The organism is Kitasatospora sp. NPDC094019, assembly GCF_044764505.1.
Classification (GTDB): domain Bacteria; phylum Actinomycetota; class Actinomycetes; order Streptomycetales; family Streptomycetaceae; genus Kitasatospora.
Window position 1 is genome coordinate 828492 of the sequence record NZ_JBIWIF010000001.1, and the last position, 18331, is coordinate 846822.

General features: G+C 70.9%; 21 protein-coding genes. 3 read left to right on the forward strand and 18 right to left on the reverse strand.

Annotated features, from left to right (window positions below; translation table 11 throughout):
* Positions 1–3 precede the first annotated feature (3 nt).
* The 13 genes from ACIQ9P_RS03825 to ACIQ9P_RS03885 form a co-directional block, all read right to left on the reverse strand.
* On the reverse strand, positions 4–915 hold the full coding sequence (locus tag ACIQ9P_RS03825) for a hypothetical protein (protein ID WP_402349135.1): 912 nt from the start codon (positions 913–915) through the stop codon (positions 4–6).
* Positions 915–5087, reverse strand: a complete 4173-nt coding sequence (locus tag ACIQ9P_RS03830) for a phage tail tape measure protein (protein ID WP_402349137.1) — start codon at positions 5085–5087, stop codon at positions 915–917. Before ACIQ9P_RS03830 ends, ACIQ9P_RS03825 begins: the two co-directional genes overlap by 1 nt.
* Positions 5088–5097: 10 nt before the next feature.
* Complete coding sequence (locus tag ACIQ9P_RS03835; protein WP_402349140.1) at positions 5098–5400, reverse strand: hypothetical protein; 303 nt, start codon at positions 5398–5400, stop codon at positions 5098–5100.
* Between the two features lie 26 nt (positions 5401–5426).
* Positions 5427–6038 (reverse strand): hypothetical protein, encoded by a 612-nt coding sequence (locus tag ACIQ9P_RS03840; RefSeq protein ID WP_402349143.1) that lies wholly within the window; start codon positions 6036–6038, stop codon positions 5427–5429.
* Positions 6039–6049: 11 nt separating this feature from the next.
* Positions 6050–6547, reverse strand: coding sequence for a hypothetical protein (locus tag ACIQ9P_RS03845; RefSeq protein WP_402349146.1), 498 nt, complete (start codon positions 6545–6547; stop codon positions 6050–6052).
* 181 nt (positions 6548–6728) lie between these two features.
* The gene (locus tag ACIQ9P_RS03850) at positions 6729–7145 is read right to left on the reverse strand and encodes a hypothetical protein (RefSeq protein ID WP_402349149.1); all 417 of its coding nucleotides are present in this window, start codon (positions 7143–7145) and stop codon (positions 6729–6731) included.
* A gap of 21 nt (positions 7146–7166) precedes the next feature.
* Positions 7167–7439: a hypothetical protein gene (locus ACIQ9P_RS03855; RefSeq protein WP_402349152.1), complete on the reverse strand. Its 273-nt coding sequence runs from the start codon at positions 7437–7439 to the stop codon at positions 7167–7169.
* Positions 7436–7840 (reverse strand): hypothetical protein, encoded by a 405-nt coding sequence (locus ACIQ9P_RS03860; protein WP_402349155.1) that lies wholly within the window; start codon positions 7838–7840, stop codon positions 7436–7438. The genes ACIQ9P_RS03855 and ACIQ9P_RS03860 overlap by 4 nt, the downstream gene beginning before the upstream one ends.
* Positions 7840–8247 carry a hypothetical protein gene (locus tag ACIQ9P_RS03865; RefSeq protein ID WP_402349157.1) on the reverse strand — a complete coding sequence of 136 codons (408 nt, stop codon included), beginning with the start codon at positions 8245–8247 and terminating at the stop codon, positions 7840–7842. The genes ACIQ9P_RS03860 and ACIQ9P_RS03865 overlap by 1 nt, the downstream gene beginning before the upstream one ends.
* A gap of 49 nt (positions 8248–8296) precedes the next feature.
* On the reverse strand, positions 8297–9235 hold the full coding sequence (locus tag ACIQ9P_RS03870) for a DUF6602 domain-containing protein (RefSeq protein WP_402349160.1): 939 nt from the start codon (positions 9233–9235) through the stop codon (positions 8297–8299).
* A 62-nt stretch (positions 9236–9297) separates the two neighbouring features.
* Positions 9298–9714, reverse strand: coding sequence for a DUF6093 family protein (locus ACIQ9P_RS03875; RefSeq protein WP_402349163.1), 417 nt, complete (start codon positions 9712–9714; stop codon positions 9298–9300).
* An 11-nt stretch (positions 9715–9725) separates the two neighbouring features.
* A complete protein-coding gene (locus tag ACIQ9P_RS03880; RefSeq protein ID WP_402349166.1) occupies positions 9726–10175 on the reverse strand; it encodes a DUF6093 family protein in 450 nt (149 codons plus the stop codon).
* A 56-nt stretch (positions 10176–10231) separates the two neighbouring features.
* Positions 10232–10501 (reverse strand): hypothetical protein, encoded by a 270-nt coding sequence (locus ACIQ9P_RS03885; protein WP_402349169.1) that lies wholly within the window; start codon positions 10499–10501, stop codon positions 10232–10234.
* A gap of 428 nt (positions 10502–10929) precedes the next feature.
* Between ACIQ9P_RS03885 and ACIQ9P_RS03890 the strand changes: the two genes are divergently transcribed.
* Both ACIQ9P_RS03890 and ACIQ9P_RS03895 read left to right on the forward strand, forming a co-directional pair.
* Complete coding sequence (locus ACIQ9P_RS03890; protein ID WP_402349172.1) at positions 10930–11349, forward strand: hypothetical protein; 420 nt, start codon at positions 10930–10932, stop codon at positions 11347–11349.
* Positions 11350–11409: 60 nt separating this feature from the next.
* The gene (locus ACIQ9P_RS03895; protein ID WP_402349175.1) at positions 11410–12204 is read left to right on the forward strand and encodes a hypothetical protein; all 795 of its coding nucleotides are present in this window, start codon (positions 11410–11412) and stop codon (positions 12202–12204) included.
* A gap of 404 nt (positions 12205–12608) precedes the next feature.
* On the opposite strand, the gene ACIQ9P_RS03900 is transcribed toward ACIQ9P_RS03895, so the two are convergent.
* Together ACIQ9P_RS03900 and ACIQ9P_RS03905 are read right to left on the reverse strand one after the other, a co-directional pair.
* Positions 12609–13418: a hypothetical protein gene (locus ACIQ9P_RS03900; protein WP_402349178.1), complete on the reverse strand. Its 810-nt coding sequence runs from the start codon at positions 13416–13418 to the stop codon at positions 12609–12611.
* A 254-nt stretch (positions 13419–13672) separates the two neighbouring features.
* Positions 13673–14188, reverse strand: coding sequence for a pyridoxamine 5'-phosphate oxidase family protein (locus ACIQ9P_RS03905; RefSeq protein ID WP_402349181.1), 516 nt, complete (start codon positions 14186–14188; stop codon positions 13673–13675).
* 415 nt (positions 14189–14603) lie between these two features.
* Between ACIQ9P_RS03905 and ACIQ9P_RS03910 the strand changes: the two genes are divergently transcribed.
* Complete coding sequence (locus ACIQ9P_RS03910) at positions 14604–14912, forward strand: hypothetical protein (protein ID WP_402349184.1); 309 nt, start codon at positions 14604–14606, stop codon at positions 14910–14912.
* 143 nt (positions 14913–15055) lie between these two features.
* Here the strand turns inward: ACIQ9P_RS03910 and ACIQ9P_RS03915 are convergent, their stop codons facing one another.
* The 3 genes from ACIQ9P_RS03915 to ACIQ9P_RS03925 all read right to left on the reverse strand — a co-directional run bounded on the left by ACIQ9P_RS03915 (position 15056) and on the right by ACIQ9P_RS03925 (position 18228).
* Positions 15056–15244, reverse strand: a complete 189-nt coding sequence (locus ACIQ9P_RS03915; RefSeq protein ID WP_402349187.1) for a hypothetical protein — start codon at positions 15242–15244, stop codon at positions 15056–15058.
* 169 nt (positions 15245–15413) lie between these two features.
* Positions 15414–16001, reverse strand: a complete 588-nt coding sequence (locus ACIQ9P_RS03920) for a DUF5753 domain-containing protein (RefSeq protein WP_402349190.1) — start codon at positions 15999–16001, stop codon at positions 15414–15416.
* 97 nt (positions 16002–16098) lie between these two features.
* Positions 16099–18228: a tetratricopeptide repeat protein gene (locus tag ACIQ9P_RS03925; RefSeq protein ID WP_402349192.1), complete on the reverse strand. Its 2130-nt coding sequence runs from the start codon at positions 18226–18228 to the stop codon at positions 16099–16101.
* Positions 18229–18331: the final 103 nt, after the last annotated feature.

Here is an 18331-nt window from a genome sequence, read left to right on the forward strand (position 1 = left end):
TCCTTACAGGGAGGTGGAGGCGGATCGCCAGGTGACGGCGAGGCGGGCGGTATTGGTGGCGTCCTGCGCGGACCAGCGGATGTCGGAGCGGCCCGGGGGGATCGCGAACGCGTCGAGACGGGAGCTGCGGGTGAGGAGCCCGGCGGCGGACCCCCCGCCGTTGCGGGTCACCCAGCGGGTGCCGGGCCGGGTCTCGATGTCGATCCACTCGCCGTCACCGAGGGCGAGCGGGTCGAATTCGAGGACCGCGTCGGGGTGGCCGACGATCCAGACCTTCGGGTTGACGACGGGCCCGGTGATGCGGATCGTCGGCCAGCTGCGGCGGTTGCCGCCGTTGACGGCGCGGCCCGGCCGGGACTCGGGGTCGGCGGTGCCGGCGGTGAGCGGTGCGCGCAGCGGGGCGGTGAAGCCCTCCTTGTCGCGGTTGGACGTGTCGAGCGGCATGTTGACGCCGGACACCTCGTCGGCGTACCAGGCGGGGTCGAGTCCTTCGAAGGTGATCTGGACGGGAATCCAGCCGTGCACGGCGCGCGCCATGCTGACCGCTCGGACGCTGGCGACCCGACCGAACAGGCGGCTGGCGGGCCGTCCTGGGCGGCGGATCCGCAGCACGTCCGTCGCGCCCGGTTCCAGGCGCACCGGGCTGTCGGCGGTGGCCTCCAGTCGGGCGAACAGGTCGAGGGCGGCGGCCGGGTCGCCGGGGGTGCGGATTCCTACCTGGATGCGCAGGGTCCGCACGCCGAGGAGATCGCGGCCCGGGTAGGAGCCGTCCTCGCCGGGGATCGGCTGGGCGGTGCTGCGCTTGTCGGGGGTGCCGGGGCCGTCGATGTCCTCGATGAGGACGGGGGTGCCGTGGCCGATGACGACGCCGGCCAGGTCGATCTGCCAGTCCTTGAGGTCCGGGTAGATAGCCATCAGGCGCGGCCTCCCCTCTGGAGGTGGCGAAGTCGTCGCATGACGGCGTCGGCGACCTGCTCGCCGGTGACGGCCGCCCCGGACACGGTGATCGGCATCTCGCCGACGAGCGGCGCGGGGGCGCTGTCGCGCACGACCACGGTCGTGGCCCGGGCCTGGGCGGCGACGAGCTTCACCGCGGAGCGCGCGGGAACGACGGCCGGGCAGGAGGTGACGATCCCGCCGTCGGCAAGGTGGACCTTTCCGCTGGTGGCGCCGTAGAGGACGGTGCCGCCGAACCGGCGGGCGGTCTCCTCCAGGATCGCCTTGGAGCGGGCGCGCTTGGCCGGGGCGAGGGGGATGTAGGACTCCCCCAGGGTCTCCGGCTCCCCGAACACCCTCCAGGTGCCGGCGGGGACGATCTCCGCGATGTGGTTCTCCGGGCCGCGTGGTGCACGGATCCCGCCGTTGGCGTAGAACTCGACGATGCCGCCGTTGGCCTTGCGGGCCGCGAACGGGCTGTCCCAGGCGCCGCCGTTGTAGCCGGCGGCGCCCTGCGGGGTCAGCACCACCGGGATGTCGATCCGGCTGGGGCTGTTGACGTTGACGTTGATCGTCTTCTGCCCGGGGATGCTCTTCACCGAGCCGCCGATCGCGTCCAGCTGCGCCTGGACGGCCTTCATGTCGCCCGACATGAGGGCCTTGGTCAGGTTGCTCGCCGCCTCCGAGCCCTTGGCCTGCGACACCTGCGCGATCAGGCTCAGCATCGCTGACCACTCCTCCTTGGACGTCGCCCCGGCGCCCTTGAACGCGGCGATGATGTTGTTCAGGTCCGGCGGCGACATCGGCGGCGACGTGCCCCACAGCGCCTTCAGCTGCGCCATCGCCTTGTCGACATCGCCCGCGAGCAGCGCCTGCGAGAGGGCGTTCGCGGCTTCCAGGCCCCGGGCCTTCGCCATCTGGTTGATCAGGTCCAGGCCCGAGCCGAGGTCGGCCTGCGCCGTCGTCGTCGCCGCACCCACGGCCGCCGACATGTCGGTGATCGCCATCTGCTGCATCAACTTGCCGAACACGGCGACGTCGTCGGTCTCGGCGGCCTTCGCCCACGCGCTGGCAGTGTCCTTGCCGTACTTCTCGGCGATCAGCGGGACCTGCTCCAGACCGGCCCGGTAGGCGAAAGTAGAGCGGGCGGTGCCCTCTTCGACGATCTTCTCCAGCTCGTCGGCGACCTGCCCCTGCCCGTTCTTGAGCTTGGTGACGAGCTCGTCGAGCATCCCGGCGCTGGACACGCCGAGCTGCGCGAAGTGGTCGACGAGACCGGTGTGCCCGGACACGGCCAGCTCGGACAGGTTCTTCTGGAAATCCCTCTGGGTCTGGAGCTGGCGGCGCATCTCCGCCATGTAGTCGTCGAGGCCCGCCTTGGTGACGGCGGTGAGGTCGGCGAGCTGGTCGGCCGCGCCCTTTTTCCCCTGCTTCAGGTTCTCCACGAGGTCGTGCGCCATGCCGGCCGACGCGTCGCCCAGCTTCGCGAAGTGCGCCGCGAGCGGCCCGTAACCGCGGGTGGTGAGTTCGTCCAGGTCGGCCTGGAAGCTCCGGTGGGCCTGGGCCTGCTCGGACAGCTTGGTGATGTACCCGGTGACGGACGTCTTGGCGAGGTCGATCTGCAGGCTCCCGGCGCGGCTGCTCTCCGCGACCCTCTCCTGCGCGGCCTTCCACGCGTCGGCCGGGGCGACGATGGACTCCATCGCCTTCCCGACGGCCTTCATCTCGTCCGACCACTTGACGTTGCCGTTCTTGTCGGTCGGCAACTGCAGGGACGGCGACCACACGTCCAGGTTGGTCTGCACGGCCTGCTTGATCTTGGCGTTGACGACGTCCATAGCGGCGGCCTGCTCGGCGTCCGCCTTGATGGCGTCGTCCCACGTCTTGCGGCGCTCCGCCAGGATCGACTTGGCCTTGTCGAACGACGCGTCGAAGCCGCCGACGGCCGCGTCCCAGGACGCGGCCTTCCCCAGGTCCAGCTTCTCGTTGAGCTTGGCGAGCTTCTCGCCGCCCGACATCAGGCCGTCGATGACCTCGGTCATCTCCAGCCCGGCCGCCTTCAGCTTGGCCATGTCGGCCGAGTTCGCGAGGGACTCGGCCAGCGCCCGCATGCCGGCGCCGACGTCGTGCTGCTCGCGCTCCGAGCGCAGCGCGGCGGTGAGGTCGTCGGTGACGGCCTTCGCCTTCTGCTTGCTGGCCGAGTAGGCGGCGTAGCCGAGGACGCCAATGGCGAGGATGCCGGTCAGGCCGGACACGGCGAGGGTCGTGCCGCGCAGCAGGGCGGGCAGGATCGACGCCCCGGCCTGCGCCTCGGCGGCGGCCGCGCGGAACGCGACGAGCTGGGAGGACAGTTGGGCGATACCGGCGCGGGCGATCAGGGCGACTGCGCCGAGCGCCATGAGCACACCGATCGCGGATTTCATCGGCGCGGGGAGGTCGTTGAACGCGCCGGCGACGATCGACGCGTACTGGGCGAGTTCCTGCAGCACGGGCAGCAGGATCCGCGCCACGTCGATGCCCGCGGCGGCGGCCTCGTTCTTGAACAGCGCGAACTGGCCGCTGACCGTGTCCATCTGGATGGCGTACGCGCGCTGCGTCGCGTCGGCCCGCTCCACGGCCGAGGTGATGGCCGAGTAGGTGTCCGCATAGTTTTTGCCGTCGGCGGCGGCCAAAGCCAGCATGGCGCGGACGGCCCTGATGTCCTTGAAGTAGTTGACCGTTGCTTCGGCGGCACCGCCGGTGGCGGCGTTGATCTTGCCGAGGACGACGTACAGGCCGTCCTGCTCGACGGCGGACGCGGCGGACTCGTACCCGAGCTCGTGGATCAACCCCGCCAGGTCCTTCGTCGGCTTCATCAGCCTCGTCATCAGCATGTTGAGGCTGGTCGCGGACTCGGAGGCGGGGATGCCCGCGAGGGTGATCGCGGCGAGGGCGGCGCTCACCTCGTCGAAGGAGATGCCCGCTGCGGCGGCCATCGGCACGACGTCGCCCAACTGGGCAGCCAACTCCTCGAACGAGATGACACCCTTGTTGACCGTCATGAACATGATGTCCATGACGTCCGCCGCCTTCGACGCCGGCATGCCGTACGCCTTCAGCACGCCCAGCAGCGCGGTCGCCGCGGTCTCCGTCGTCGTCAGACCGGCACTGGCCCCCTTCGCGGAGACCTCCAGGATCTCCATCGCCTCCGCGCCGTCGAAGCCAGTACTGACGATCTGGTACAGACCCTCGGCCAACTGACCTGCGGTCTGAGGAAGTTCGGTACTGAGCCGGACGATCTCGTCCGTGAACGACTTGACGTTGTCGCTCGTGATCTGCTCGGAGATGGTCAAAACATTCGCCATCTCCTTCTCCAGGGAGATGGCGCCCGCCACGCCGGCGGCGAGGATCGCGCCGAGCACGAGACCGCCCGTGACGAACCCGGAGACCCGGGCGGCCGTCGCGGCCTGGGCCGCGGCGGCGGCCTCGGTCTGCGCCCGGCCGACCTCGGTCGCAGCACTCGCCGCCCGGCGTGCGGCCTGCTCCTCTGTCTCGGCGAGGGCACTGCGCGCGGAACTCGCCGCCACAGCGGCCTGCGCGGCCCCGGCACTGGTGCGTTCGGCGAGCGCCGACGCGCGTGCCGCAGTCTCCTGCGCTGCGGCGGCGCGCCCCGCCTGGACGACCTGCGCCTCCCCGGCGCGGGTCACCGACTCGGCGGCAGCCTGGGCGGTGCGCTGCGCCGCCTCCGCGCCAGCGCCGGTCGTGGCCTGCGCGCGGGCGGCCATCATCTGCGCGAGCTCCTGCGCCCGGAGCGCGCGGGTGGTGGCCTCGATCGCGGCTGCCCGCTCGGCCTCCGCGCGGGCAGCGGCCTGCGCGGCGACCGCCTCCGCGCGACCCGACCGTTCGGCGGCAGCGGCAGCGGCCTGCTGGGCGGCCGCCGACCGCTCCACCGCCGCCCGCACCTCCTGCTGGGCGAAGGCGGCTTCCTGGGCGGCGGCGACCTGCGCACGGCCGAGCCGGGCGGCCGCTGCCTCGACCCGTTCCAGCTCGGCGCGGGTGCTCGACAGCTGCCCGTCGAACTGCCTGAGTTGCTGCCCGCCGCCGCGGAGCCCGGTCGTCAGACCGGCCAGCCCCGCCTGGAGCTGGACGTACAGGGTGTAGGCGCCCGCCACCGGGCACTCCTTATCTGGGCTGCGCGAGCAGCCCGATCTTCACCCCACGCCCCTCGGCCCCGTCCGGGACCTGCTCGTTCTCCATGTCGATCAGTTCGCAGCCCGGACAGCGGTGCGTCTGCGAGACGTACGCGTGCCGGTCACCGCCCTGATCGGGGTCCCACTCCTGCGGCCTCGTCCCGCAGCCCTCACACACATCCCGCCGGTACGCCGCGAACGCGAGGGCCTTCTCCCGGTCCAGCGCCGTCCACCGGCCGCCCGCAGCCCCCATCAGCTGCGAGTGCGGGATGCGGTACGCCGCGCACAGGTCCATCTGCGCGGCGAACTCAGGGTCGGCCGTCAGCCTTTTCCCAGGTCGGCCCTGAGCTTCTGGTTGACCATCAGCGCGCCGGTGAACAAGACCTTGGCGTCGCCGTCCGACCACTCGTCCAGCAGGCACTGCGCGTCGGCGACGGTCATGCCGTCCACCTCCGTGCCGGCCGCGTCCCGCTCGACGTGGCTGGCGGCGAGCAAGGCCGCCGGGAACGTCTCGACGTTGTAGTCCTGGCCCTTGTCGGCCTGTTCCTCCGTCGGGGCGTGCTCGGCGAGCAGCGCCTCCCACACCGGCCGGGGCAGCGCGCGGAACGTCAGCTCGATCGTGGCGTCAGCGAGGGCCTGTTCCGCTGTCGCGAGGACCGAGTGGGCGATGACGACCTGCGGGTGAGCCGCCACGAAAGCATCCACCTGGCGGCCGTCCTCGACGCCGTGGCCGGCAGCCGCCGTTCGGGCGGCGGCGCGGGCCTGCGCCAGCTTCAGCTGCGCGTCGGTGACGGTGCCCTTCGCCGCGTCGTCGTCGCAGATCCGCACCGTCCGTTCCGGCAGCGAGCGGGCCTTGAGGCGGGCCATCTTGGCCCGCCAGTGCGCATCCCGCGCGACGGCCTCGACGGGAGGCTCGATGATGTTGGTCGTCATCGCCCGCCCCCTCAGCCCGCTGCGGCGGCCGGAACCGGCGCGTCCAGGGTCGGCAGGTCCGAGATGGAGAACGAGACCTTGTACTTCGCGGGCTCGGTGCCGGTCGAATACGAGGGTGCGCGGGAGCCGACCCGCACCGGGAACACGTCGAGGCTCTTGGACTGCGGGACGTCGCCCTTGCGGAGGATGCAGACGTAGCCCGCGGTGTCCTTGGCGAGCAGCGCCTCGACAACCTCGGACCCCAGGTCCTCGTAGAAGGTCAGCGACGACGACGCGGCCTTGTCCTCGCCCGGGATCGACGTGGCGAACTTGTTGCCGAGGTCAGGGGTCTCGATCGGCGAATTCTCAAGGCTCCAGCCCTCGATGTCGCTGACCTGCTTCGACAGGTCCGTTGCGCCCGGGGCGGTCAGCTCGGCACGGGTCGGGATGTTGCTGGGAGCGGCGATCGTCTTGAGGAAGAGGATCTTCGTGATGCCGCGGCGCATGAACCGCTGCTGCGTGGATGCCACGCTCGACTCGCATTTCCGGGGAGTCAGGAACCCGGAGGATGGTGACCGCCGGAGACCCGATCTCCCCTGACGGCCACCCACGAGAAGGGGATGGTCAGGGAGTCAGCCCGTGCCGGCGGCCGGGCGTCCGTGCTGGGTCTCCACGGTGAGGTTGCTCAGCCCCGAAGGGTCGGCGGCGCGGTCAGCTGTCAGGTGTCGTCACGTGCAGGATGATCCGCGCGATCCAACTGTATACGCCGTTCGCGACGGTCACGCCTTCCTCCTTCTCCACCTCCCGCTCCATCACGGTGTGGCCCGCCGGGTTGATGGGCGTCGCGTAGCCGCCCTTCGTCGCCTTCCCGAGCACCGCGACGCGCACCTTGTCCGCCATCCACTCGGCCTGCTCGGCCGTGCTCGCGACCGACGTGACCTGATACACCATGCGGCCGTCGCCACTGGAGTCACCGAACGGCGGACCGGACGCGGTGCCACCCAGCGGGTACAGCACCTGGTACGGGATCGCCGCACCGGTCGGCTTGTCCGCGGCGACCGGAGCCGCCCCGTACCCGCAGCTGCGGCCCGTACCCGCGATCAGCGCGTCCCGGAAGGCCAGCGACACGACACGTCCCTGAACGGGCATCTACTCGTCCTCCACTTCGTCTTCGTCGGCGTTGGCGTCACCGATCCGGCACGCGGTGACCTGCCCGGCCAGGTCGAGGTCGGCGTAGCGCAGCAGCCCCGCCCGGTCCCACATCGGCATGTCCGCCGGCGACGCCTCGACGTAAAGCCCCAGCTCTCCCGTCTCCTCGTCCACGGCCTCCAGGACGAGGAGGGCCCGGGACAGCAGCCCGGCACCGTGCGCTCGCAGCACCCCGGCCACGGCCTGGTGGATGTCGTCGGTGAGTCGGCTCATCCCGCCGCCACCTCCTCAGCGACGCGGGCCATCGCCGCGACGAACAGGGGCTCGACTCGCTCAACGGCAGGGCCGACGTGCGGGAGGGGTGGCTGGTGGTAGACCCGGCCGAGACTGTCCGCACCTGTGAACCCGTTCTCCAGCCGGGCGGCCTGCGGCCGGTTGGACCCGACGATCGCCTCTGCCCCGGTCGCCGTGGCGCGTACTTCGGTGCCCCAAGACCTGCGGTAGTCGCCGGTCTGCACGTCCGGGCCCGGGCGCCCGGACGCGGCCGCCTTGATCGCGGTCTCCAGGAGCATCGCGTGGTGGCGCACCACGGCAGCGGCTGCCGGAGCGGCAACGGCGGCCCGCGACTCCAGCCGCGCGGCGAGCAGCCCGGCGTTGCTGGTGACCTGCGCCATCAGCCAGCCACCGGCTGCCGCTCGCCAGGCTGCCGCACCCCGAGAGCCCACTCGGTGAGCTGGGTGAGCAGGGCCCGGGTCAGCTCGTGCGGTTCGCCGTCGAGAAGGTCATGCCGGGCGAGGACGGCTCGCTCGGTCTCCTGCGGGTCGAGAGCGGCGATGAACGCGGCGGCGGCCGGGCCCGGATCAGGAGCCTCGCCGACGACGACGCGGGCGGCGCCTTCGAATGCGGGGTCAGCGGACGGGCGTAGCAGCAGCTGGAGTTCCGGCGCCCCGCCGGCGGTGTGGTGGAGCTGGTAGGAGGCGACGTAGTCGGCGATGTCGCGACCGTCGATCTCCAGGCGCGCGGTCGGGCCGACGGCCTGGATGCGAACATGCCGCAGCTCGGGAGAGATGGTGGGGGTCATGCCCCGAGCCTAGGAGCTGGGACGGACACCGCCCCATAGTCCCGTGCGGTCAGGACCGCTGCTGCTCGTCGAACGACATCCGACCATGCTCTGCGCAATTCGCACAGAGATGAGGGCACTCCCGCTGCGGATCGCTAACTCCTTCTGGAAGCACGGGGATTCCGGTGCCAACCCCGTAGGGAATTCGCCGGCTTCGCCGTCCGGGCTTCGTTCCCGGGACGTGGAACACCTCCACGAGGCTGTCCAGGTGTGAGGCCATGGCGGCGAGCGGCGCGGTCTCGTCGGTCTTCCCGGGGTGATGCTCCTGCCGAAATAGCTTGTCGCCCGGATGAGGCCAGGGCAGCCGTCCGCTGGTAGCCAGGTTCCACCAGCTCAGGTGACCTCGGTCCAGGACCGTCACGAACTGGGGCCAGTCCCCGGGGGGCCGTCCGACGGCCCACTGGGTAACCCGCTCGGAGACCGTCGCCAGGGATAGGCGGCTGCGAAAGGCGAAGATCCCTGCACGGATCGGGATGTACGGGAGCGTGGTCCCGTCACCTGCCTGGTAGTTGAGGCGGACCTCGCCGATAGCACGGCGTGCGGCGCGCTGGACACGAGCGACGTGGTCGAGGGCCTTCGTCAGCTCTGTCGTGGTGAGCGTGCTCTTGACCTCGATCACTGCGTGCACACCTCGGGGGTCGATCCATACTCGCCGACCGTCCGGCAGGGTTAGGTGGCTGTCGACCCGGGGGTCAGCAACGACAAGGTCGTGCTCATCGTAGAACTTGTCGCTCTCCTGATCGTGAATGCATGCCTGGTGGAGCACCGTGAACTCGGGGAGAACCGCCTCCACCACGGCCTTCAAGGCCAGTTCGCGGGCGGTGCCGATGTCAGACGATCGCCTGAGCGCCGGACTCGACCTGTAGACCTGCTCCAAGTCGACTACGTGCCTGATTAGTTCGCGGAGGGTGACCAAGGCGGCTTCCGCCTCGGCGCGGATCGGATCCATGCCCGTACGGTACGGCGTCGGGGGTTCGACAGGAGTTGGACACCTGTCGAACCCCCGAGCGGCTACGGGGAGACGATCTCGTCGAGGCGGGTGATCCTGGCGACGGCGACGGTGCTGGCTTCTCCCGGGTCGAGGGCCTGCCACGCGCGGCCGACCGTGCCAGCGGTCGGGGTCTTCGCCGCGACGACGGTGACCAGGTCACCGCGCTGCGGGAGCGGCGCAGCGAGCGGGGTGACGAGCCCGTACCAGCTGGCGGTGTCCTCCAGCCACCGGCCGCCGACCAGGTGCTCGACCGCGGCGAGGCCGTGGGCGGAGAGCACGGCCCCGGCGCCCTGCCACACCGCGACCGTCGGGGCGGGCCCCACCAGCCCGGTTTCGACGTCCAGCGGCGGGGTGCCGGTCGGCCGGCTGATCCTCACCTCGTCGACCATCACGGTCGTCTCCAGGGTGTGCTGGACCGCCTCAAGGTCGACAGGCACGGTGGGGGTGCTCACGCGGCGGCACCGCCCGTCTTCTCGATGCGCATCCACGTCGTCCGCAGGACCGACATGCCGCCGGTCTCGCCCGGGTCGAGGACCTTGAAGGTACGGCCGACCGCGGCCGGATCCGCGCTCTTCACGATGGTCACCGTGGCGCCCTCGGCCGCGACGGGCGCGGACAGCGGCGTGAACAGCAGGTACCGGCCGTCGCCGTCGTCCTTGTACGGCTGGCCTTCCAGGCGCAGCACGACTCCGGGCCCGCCGGACGCGCGGTGAAGGCCGGGCCCCTCGTAGGCGACGACATCGGGGCCGGGCACGTACTGGCCAGTGTTGGGGTCGAAGATCTGCGGGCCAGGCTGACTGATCCGCACTTCCTCGTCGGACAGAAGCAGGCGCTCGACGACGGAAACGATGCCGCCGGGCGCGGGCATGCCGGAGCTGGGGTCGGTGGGGGTGGTCATGATCCGAGCCTAGGAACCGCGAACGACACCCCGGCCCCTGCTCCGGATGCCGTCTTCTACTTGGAGCTGGCTCCGGGCATGTGCGTGTCGACGGTGAGAACGACCTCGTCGTCCATCCCGACCAACGTGCCGACGTCAGGGGTGATCTTGACGATGACGAACTTCTGGGTCGCCGACAGGTCGTCGTCGAGGACGTCGTGCCCGTCCGGCGCCAGCGCCTTCGTGACGTTGAAGCAGTCCAGCTCTCCGACCATCGCGTAGTGGACGAAGTTGCCAACCGCCCGCGCCGGAATCGGCTGCGGCCACGCCTGCTTCGGGCAGGGCACCGATCGGGCATCGACGGACGGGCTACCGTTCGGTGTTGCACTGGCCGCGGCCGTGGTCGTAGGGGTGGCTGCGCAGGCGTTGAGACTGCCGATGAGGGCAGCGCCCAGAAGTATCGACGTGACGGAGCGGCGGTACACAGGTCCCCCAGAACTACAGCGAGCGGTTTTCGCTGGTCAGGGTAGCCGAGCTGGCCACTATCCCCGGCAGGTGCCCGCAGCTGGTCAGTGCGATTCCTCATCCGGCCTTTTGGCAGGCGCCTCCACGACAGCACCCGGAAGGAGGCACACCGTTTTTAGAGACATCAAGTCCCTTCGCGTGCAGGGAACTTGCTCGGCCAATGCGGTCGTGATATCACGTCGGTGGTGACGTGTCCGGGGCGGGCGGACGGGGCACCTTTACAGCAGGTCCATAGCAGCGGGGGAACAGCATGGATGCAGAGATGGGCACGCTGGCAAGCGTCGCCGCTACGGCGATGGTCCAGCACATGACCGGTAGCGCGTGGGAGCGGATCCGTACCGCGGTGGGAGACATCTGGCGACGGCGGCACCCTGAGCGCGCCGAGGCTGTCGTTTCCGAGCTCGCCGAGGCCCGTGAGGAGGCGGCCCTTGCACGCAGCGAGGGCAACGAAGACATCGAGCAAGCCATCATCGACGAGTGGCGAGCCCGATTGGGACGCCTTCTTACCTCGGACCCGAGCGCGTCCGCACTACTCCGGGACCTCGTGGAGGAGCTGACGGGACCGCTGGCGTCCCCTGGACGCCAGAACTCAGTCACGATGAACGCTATCGTCTCTGGCCAGGGACGCGCCTTCCAGTCCGCTGGAGACATGCACATCACCGAGGGGTGACCCGTGCCCCTTCAGGGGTCTCCGCCTGACCCCGATCGCTCACGCAGCGACACCAGTCACGTGAACCTCGACGGCAGAGTCCGCGATGATGCGCGTCTCCTCCAAGCCGGTCGCGATCAGCATTTTCACGTCACCATCCCGATTGGTGTCGGGCTGTTTATCGGGCTGATCGTAGTGCTGCTCCTCTGGACTCCAATCGGTGACGAACTGGTCAATACCATCATCAAGCCCAGTCCGTCGACTTCTTCGGTAAGCTCCGAAAATTCCTGGCACCAATCCGATCCACTCCCGGCTCCGACCGTCACGATCGCGCCGACGCCCAGCCCTGCGCCACCTGCCCCGACACCCAGCGATCCGCCCGACCCCGACGACGTCGCCATCGCCGCCATTCGGATCGGGGACTGTCTGAGCTTCTTCGACACGGGACTCGGGGAATGGAACCGCCGGCTACCTGCAACCGTGGACTGTCGCGGGTACTCTGCCTACAATCGGGTGAGTCTTGTGGCAAAATCCAAGGTGAGTTGCCCTTCGGGCAACGGCCGCTCTCGCTACCAATACATGAATCGCGACGGGTCTGTGACCGTGCTCTGCATGGAGCGACAGTTCACAAAGGGTTCATGCTTCTACGCATACACAGCCAACTATCAGAGCTATACGGGGTTTCTGTCGACCGTGGCTGACTGCAAGAAGCCGAGCTGGCCTGATGGTTCCAACGTCGTCATGGCCATCATGGACATCATCGCGACTGGGGGAAGCTGTCCCATTTTGAACCCTGGAGATCATTCCGCATCCTGGCCCGTCCTCGACGGAAGCGCCACACTGTGTGCCGTAGCGATACTTGTGCCAAAGAACTAGTAACCGCTCCGGGCCGTTGTGCTCTATCGTCTCCGCATGATTCCCCACCTCGGGCTGTGGCCCTCCTGCGGCCACGAAGGCCGGGACAGCGGGCGCTGCTATCGGCCGCGCGGCCACCGGGAGCACGCCGACGGGACGGGTCCGGCCGTTCACCGGGACCGCGTCCGCGAGTGGGAAGAGCAGCCGACAGAGCAGGAGACGTCGTGGTGGGCCGAGCTCGGTTTGGATGCTGATGGCAGCAGCCTGACTTGAGACGGTCTCCTCTCCGCCAGTGAGTGTCCGATCGGGCGTTTCGGACACTCCTATGGCGGACACTCACCGAGCCGGTCCTGCCCAGCTCCGAGCTGAGCACTCCCCTGGCCCTGTGAACAGCTGCACTCCCACACGGCGGCTCGCCCTGTGTGTCAATCGGCAGAGTTCGCGTCGATGACCAGCCATTCGCCGCCCCGACGGGTCAGCTCGACGTTTAGGTGTTGCTCTTCCGCGCCGCTGAGGTTCTTCCTCATGACGACCGTCACCCGGGCGGTGTTGTCACTGGGCAGTTCCGACGATTCGACCTTCCACTCCTTGGCGGAGTTGATCCTCTGGTCCGAGGGCGGATCGCTCGCCGCCTCCGCCTTTGCCTGGCTTATCCTCTCCTTGCTCCGGCAGTCGGAAATCCCGCTGTCGCTGCCGGTGGTGAGCCCGCACATGGTCTCGATGTCCTTGACCGTCACGGCCCGGGCCCAGTCGACGGCCACCTTCTCGGCCTGCTTCCGCGGGCTGCCGGCGGGGTCGTCCCGGGTCACCACGAGCGTCGTCCCACCGCCGACCACCACCACCGCGACGAGCGCCGCGATCCACAGGGTGCCCTGCTTCGTGACCTTGGTGTTGTTGTGCTGGTCGCGGCCGACGGCCACACCCCGGCCCGAGGCGGTGACGGGCGAGTCGACCTGGACAAAGCTGTCCTGGCCGGACGCCATCACGTGCACGTTCCGATCCACCGTCCGGACCGCCTCGGCCAGGGTCCCCGCGAAGGCGGGGTCCTGGACGAGGACCTCCCTCAGGGCGGCCGCGAGTTCCGACCGCCGCTGCGCGTCGGCCGGAGCGGCCTGGAGGGCCGGAACCGCCTGGGCTGTGGCCGGATCGATGCCGAGCCGCCCCGTCACCAGCTGCGCGACCGCGCTCCCGACGGCCGAACCGGCCTGGTGTGCGGCTCCGGTGGCTGTGGCCACCAGGAAGTCCCCTGTGACGGCCGCCGACCTCTCGGCCAATTGAACAAGATCCACTGTGTCCCCCCGGAGTGGTGTCAGCGCGAGTATCCGGGCGATCAACTCCTGGCGCAAGAGGGCGGTTCGTGCCCGACGCCGAGCTTTCTGCGGAGGGTTTGCTGACCTGCTCTGTCTTCCTCGGGTCCCGCCCGTCCCGTCAAGGCGACAGCCTCAGCGGCTCGGCGCAGCGGGATACACCCACCAGCTCTTGGGGCCGTCTACCGCTGGGCCTGAGCGGGCGCCCCGCCGACCTGCTCGTGCCGTGCAGTGGGGTCGCTCGCGAACCGGGCGGCTACTGCGGCGAAGTCGGCGCTGTTCCACCGCTCGGGCCTCATCCGGATGGTGACGTCCTCAGCGAGTTGCTCGGTCGTCGCCGCCAGGTATGCGTCGGCGATGGCGGGCGGCATGTAGCGGTGGGCCATCGCGGCGCGCTCGGCGGGGTCGACGCGGTCCTCGATCGAGACGACGGGGCCTTCGACGCTCACGTACCGGCAGGGCGGCTCCTCCTGCTGCGCGCAGAGTGCGAACCTGCCGACGTTCGTGATCAGGTGGGCCTTCGCCGAGTCACGGCCGGTGATGACGGTGATCAGCCCTCCGGGTTGGTAGGTGTACCAGATCGGCACGGCGAGCAGGCCCCTGCCGGGTTCAGACCCATCGCCGCTGACGGCAAGTACCCCGACGTGCGGAGCGGCCAGAAAGCCTTCTCGCTCGGCCTTGCTCATGGCGAAGGGCACTGGTCGACCTCCCGGTTGTGGAGGCCCGCGCGACTGTCGCGGGCCGGACATGGTGGGCCGTACCCGGTCGACCGCTGCCCGAATACAGGACCACCCCGACGGCGTATCCGGAGGCCGCTTCGCGAGGCTGTCCCTGCGGGGAGAAGCGTCCTCCGTCCATCGGGGCAGCGATGCCCGGGTGGGGCCGTCCATGGCCGATCATGGAGTGGTGAAGCCGCCTACGCCCGTACCTGTGCCCACACCGCCCGGCGGTCAGGGGCAGCCCGCCGCTCGGGCAGCGTGGCGGGCAGCCTCCCTGCGTGCCGACGGCCGGTGGCGCGTCGGGATCCTCGACCGCTGGATTCCGCATCCCGGGCCGCCGGCGTGGTGGGAGGCGGGCGTCACGTGGGGCCCGGATCCGAAGCAGGACCGGGCGGTGCTGCGCTTCGACCCGAGGACGATCGTCGAGCTGGCTCCCCCGGCTGGCCCGCCCGGCCGTGATGCCGACGAGGTCGAGGCCCCGAAGCCCGGCGCGCTCCACACCACACCCGCGCCGTGGCTCCCGGTATGGGTGGCGGCGGATGGAGGCTGGCACCTTGCGCGCCTTCTCGCCTGGCACCAACCCTCCGACGGCAGCAGCTGGACGGTGACCCTCCGAGCCTCCCTCGACGACAGCGCCCCGGTACGGCACTTGGTGTTCGACCCGGCCGCGATCGAGCCGGTCCGCAACCAGCCCCCTCAGTAGGCCGAATGGGCCGGGCAGCTGCCAAGGTCTACTGAACGGTCCGACGGGCCGCTGCCGTCCCGGGAGCAGCACGTGCGCGTTTCGCTCCCGGGACGGCGTGTTCAGCGCCCTCCGGTGTCCGGGGCGCTCTCCCCAGGCGGAGCCTAGACGGACGCCGGAGTCACCCAGATCGGGATCTCGGATGCCGACGGCGCGGTCCAGATCGCGATGTCGGACGTCGCGGGGGCCGCCCAGATCGCGACGTCGGTGGGTGCGGCGACGGCGGCAGGGGCGGTGAGAACGCCTATGGCGGCGGCGACCGCGAGGGTGATGATGCGGGTGCGGAGAGACACGGGTTTTTCCTCTGGTGATCGGATTCGGTTGATCGACGTGTCGTGCTGCGGAGCGAGCCGTCCGTCGAGTTGCACGGGGCTCGCGGGCGGCGGGGCGGCGGTCCGCGCGCCCGTCCGACGGGCGGGGCGGTGGTCATGATTGGCGGCCCTTCGTCGCGGAGCCTGGTGGTCAGATCCGGTCGTGGGCGGTTTCGATGAGCGCGCGGGCGTCCGGGCCGTAGACGGCGGACCTGGCCAGCAGGTCGAACGTTGCCGTGAACCGCTGGATGCGCGGCATTTCGGTGATGGTCTGGGGGCCGGCGAGGCTGTCGATCTCGACGCGAACGCCGTTGTAGATGGCGAAGCCGCCGGGGAGCGTCGCCTCCAGCTCGGCGGCGGCGGGGATGATGCCCAGGCGCAGGTGCGGGGTGTCGAGGTGGTCCAGCAGGTGGTGCAGCTGGGCGCGCATGACGTCGGCGCCGCCGACGACGGACGTGATGGCGTGCTCGCCGAGCAGGACGTGGAAGGCGCGGTTGTCCTGGCCGAGCAGGCGGCCGCGGGCGAGGCGGGTGATGACGGCGGCGTCGATCTCCTCGTCGCTGATGTCCAGCACGCGGCGCAGACGGGCGTACGTCGCGCGGATGTAGTCGGCGGTCTGCAGTTCGCCCCAGATGATCCCGGGCTGGAACGCGCGGTGGTCGGTGCTGGCTTCGGCGAGGACCAGGAAGTCCTGGTGCATGGCGGCGAGGGACTGGGTCGGCTGGGCCGTGGTGGTCACGTTGGTCTCCTGGATCGGGTGATTGGGGGGCTGGGTTGCTGGCCGTGCGGCGTCGGCGGGCTGCGGGCGTGCGGGCGGGCCGGGCCTGCGGGGCGGGTCACGGTGTTGCCCGGAGGTGGTGGCGGAGGCGGTTGATGTCGCGGGTGCTGCTCAGTGCCCGGTAGAGGTCGAGGCTTTCCCGGTACCGTTCGGCGGCCCGGTCGTGGTGGCCGGCTCGGGCCTCGGCCTGTCCGAGGTACTCGGTGACCCGGGCGGCCCAGTGGCCGTCGGGCACGGCGGTGAACTCCTCACGGGCCTGGAGGAGCAGGTTCCGGGCCGGGCTGTGGTCGCCTTGCAGGGAGTGGGCCTCGCCGCTGCGGGCCAGGGCGCGGGCGGCGTTGCGCAGGTCCGGCGCGGGTAGAGCGAGAAGGTCGCGGCGGGCGCGGTCGAGCAGTTGGTGCGCGGTGTCGAAGTCTCGTCTGGTGGCGGCGATCGAGCCGCCCATGGTGCGGGCGAGCGCGGCCCCTCGGGGCTGGCCGAGCCCGTCGTAGAGGTCGATCGCCGCGGTGACGTAGGGCTCTGCGAGGACGAGGCGGCCGGCGTCGTAGAGGACGGATCCGAGTCCGGCGGTGTACTGGGCGATCCCTTCCCGGTCGCCGGTCATCCGGGCGAGGTCGAGGGCGAGGCGGTACTGCTCCAGTGCCTCGTCGTACCGCTGGGCGTAGGTCAGGCCGAGCGCCAGGGTGCTGGCCATTTCCCGCTGGGCCATGGGGTCGGCGCACCTCTGGGCCGCTCGGAGGCCGTCCTCGTGGTGGCGGATCCACTCGTCGACGGGCCGGTCCGCCTGCCAGAGCGGTCCGAAGGCGTGGGTGATCTGCCAGCGGTAGGCGGTCTTGCGGAGGCGTCGGGCGGCGTCCTTGGCGGGTTGGAGGGCGGGCAGGTGGGCGCGCATCCAGGTGCGCGCGGCGCCGGGTTCGGTGAACTCCAGTTCCTCGCCGGGCGGGTGGTGGTAGGTGCGCGGCAGGACGCGGTGGTGCGGGGCGAGGAGGTGTTCGGCGCGGGTGGCGGTCCGCAGGAGGTAGTCGAGGTAGGAGAGCGTGGCCGTGGCCGCTCCTGCGGGGCCGTCGTGGGCGGCGAGGCGCTGCTGCGCGTGCCGGCGGATCTCGGCGGGCATCCGGTACACGGCGCCCCGCCCCGGCACGTCGCCCACCGCTTCCAGCAGGGCGCGATCTGCGAGGAGGCGCAGGTGTGCTCCGGCTTCGGCGGTTCGGAGCCGGGCGGCTGCGGCTGTTGCGTGCTCGTCGAGGTCGGGGGCCGGGACGGCGGCGAGGATGCGGTAGACGCGGGCGGAGTCGTCCGGCAGGCCGCGGTACGCGGCGTCGGCGGCGGTCACGGTGCTGTTGTCCGTCCGGTCGGCCGGGGGTCGGGCAAGGGCGGCGGCCGCGGCGTGGAGTCGGTGGTGCGGGGCGTGGGCCAGGTCGGCGGCTATCAGGGAGAGCGGTCGGGGAAGGTGGCCGCAGGCGTCAGCGATCCGGTCGAGCGCGGCCGGGTCCTCGGCGGCCCGCTCTGCGCCGAGGATGCGGGTGAGGAGCGCGCGGGAGGCGTGCGGTGCGAACGCGCGGAGCTGGTGGTGGACGGCCCCGTGGGCGGTGAGGCCGGGCAGTGCGGTGCGGCTGGTCACGACCACCAGGCAGTTGGGTCCGGCGGGCAGCAGGGGGATGACCTGTTCGGCGTTCGCGGCGTCCTCCAGGACCAGCAGCAGCCGGCGTCCGGCGGTCACGGACCGGAGCATCGCCTCCAGTTCGTTCTGCATCCAAGGGAGTCGGGCGTCGGGTGCGTGTCCGAGGACGCGCAGGAGCGAGCGAAGGGTCTCGGTGGTGGGCGCGGGGCCGCCGGGTGCGGTCGCGCGCAGGTCCGTCACTACCTGGCCGTCCGGGTAGGAGGCGGAGAGGGCGTGGGCCCAGCGGTGCGCCAGGGCGCGCTTCCCGGCCCCGCCGGGCCCGTCGATCACTGCCAGCGGGGATGCGAAATCGGGTACGGCGCTGAACACCGTGGAGAGCGCGGTGAGGGACTCCTCCCGGTCGGTCCAGGTGGCCGGGACGGGGCGGAGCTGGCGGGGAACCGGCGGTGCGGGAGGCCCCGGTGCTGGCGCGTGGATGTGCACCCCGCCGCTGACGCTGCCGGCCTGTACGGCAGTGCCGTGGACGGTGCTGCCGCTCATCCGGTTGTCGATCCTGTCGCCGCTCACGGCGTCCTTTCGGCGTGGGGTGGGTCGGGGTGGGCGGTGCCGTTCCGGGCCCGGTGGCGGGTGGCGGGTCATTTCAGGTCGGGCCCCGTAGGGCGGGGGCTTC